The following is a 1,933-nucleotide window of genomic DNA, read 5'->3' as shown; positions in this document are numbered from 1 at the left end:
CAGCGTTGGACGTAGACTCCGCATCAGCAGCCTTTTGGAACGCAGCATTAATGTCATTGATAACAGTAGCAGCAGGCTTGCCACCCACTGCCTGCGTATCCTTGGAAACATTGGCAATGCCGTTCGTGCTAGCAGTTTGCCAAGGCGATGCTGGAGAGTAGCGCGATCCATCGGTAGCTGTTGCCCGAATAGAATACTGCGTAGCAGGCTGAAGACCCATAATATAGGTCACTTGGTTACGGGCTGCTACACCGGGCACCGTCCAAGTTGTGGAAGGGTTGGCCCCAACACCCATTTCGAACTCAATAGCAGTAGCCTCAATACCAGAGGGCAAGCCAGTGAGCACAACAGCAAAGCCTACATCTTCCTTACCGGAATCAGGGTCCTTGGTGTATCGGGGAGAAATGGCAATATCCGGATAAGGCAACTGGCCAACAGGTGCAATCCATACTGTATCAGTACGCGGCACCAGAGTTTCACCAGACCACTGCGGAAATGGCTTGACTTCCTTGGCCACTACAACAATAGCCAGATTGGTAGCGATATCTACCTTAACCGCCTCAAACAGCTTATTGGTAAATCCCCAGCGTGCTGAGGACATTTCAAACCAATCACCTTGCTCAAGCTCGATGGCCCACAAAGGCAAGGCAATAGCAATAGTTGCCTGGTTGCGCGTACCCTCATACATGCGCTGGGTAATACGTTGTACCTGGGAATCAGAATTGATAGCCCGGAAAGTATACTGGGCAGAGAAACGTTCCCCGCCGTCGTTTTTCTCCCACTGCTTATTCTGCAGCGTCGGAAAAGCTTTTTCCTGGAAGCCACTTTGGGCATCAACGAAAGTGCCTACGATATGGTTGCACAGTTCATTAATAGGCGCACGTGGCTGGTAGCTCTTCTCCGTGATGTAGGTGACGTGATCATCATTGATCGAGAAGACAGGCGTACGGTTCGCACCAGGCAGAATGGTAATATTGCCACCGCGATCAATAATGCGTCCGTCGAAAGCCGACTGCAGATCCAAAAGGGCAGATGCCGTGGATTCAGATGCAGTAAGCATCATACCCGCCCGATAGCGGGGGACCTGAATCTGATTGTTTTTGTCATCAGCAACCAGTTCGTCGCACTCATTATGTGCGGCCTGAAGCATAGGTGCATATAGATCACGCGCCTCAGCCTGTGCACCGAACATCAGCACCCCTGCAGAGTAGAATCCGCGGAGAACTTGGGCAGTAATGACAGATGCGTTACGCGTATACTTCCACGTGGTGGGATCATTTAGACGCTGGGTGCCAGAGCCACCAGGCATAGTGTCATCAGCACGATCGTCATAGCAGCTAGCGCCTCGCACAATAAAGACAAGACCAGGCTCCCCATTAGGGAAGGCATCTGGGTCGTAATCCATCTTGACAATGGCATAAGCAATGTTCTTACCCTTATGCTGGTTAGTCCAGACACCACCGGACATCGCAACCAGCTCGTTGTCAGCAGCTTGATCAGGTCCACCCTTATGGACCTTTACCCACATACAAGCCGCACCGTTCTTTGCTCGATATGCCGAGGTGCAGGCTTGGAAGCCGGTATGAACATCTCCCGCAAAGCTGAGAGGCGTACCTTCCACCAGGATGTCATTAACACCGTCGATAGGGATATCGCTCAGGTCAATGATACGCACAAGATAACGGTTAGGCTTCTTGTTATTGTCGGTATAGGTAAACGACCATACCAGCGAACCACCAGTAGCCGTCAAGCCTACAGCAACCTGCCTAGGCATTGTTGGATCAAGTTTTAACTTGAGTTCCTGTCCTTGATTGGCATTGCTGTTCTTGCGCTTGCCCATCAGCATAGTTGCTGCCACGGTAATGGCAACAGTCAGCACAGCAGCAAGAATGGCCGAGGTAACAAAAACCTTAACAGCGACGGTGGCGACAGT

At 51.4% G+C, this 1,933-nt stretch carries 1 protein-coding gene; it reads right to left on the bottom strand.

All coding sequences use genetic code 11. The annotated features are described in order from the left end of the window. A partial coding sequence (locus tag VJI93_RS08140; protein ID WP_324009226.1) for a phage tail protein occupies positions 1-1,933 on the bottom strand: 1,933 nt, incomplete at both ends.

The organism is Parvimonas sp. M20 (assembly GCF_035282425.1).
In the GTDB taxonomy this organism is placed as follows: Bacteria; Bacillota; Clostridia; order Tissierellales; family Peptoniphilaceae; genus Parvimonas.
This window is presented reverse-complemented; position numbering and strand designations above follow the sequence as displayed.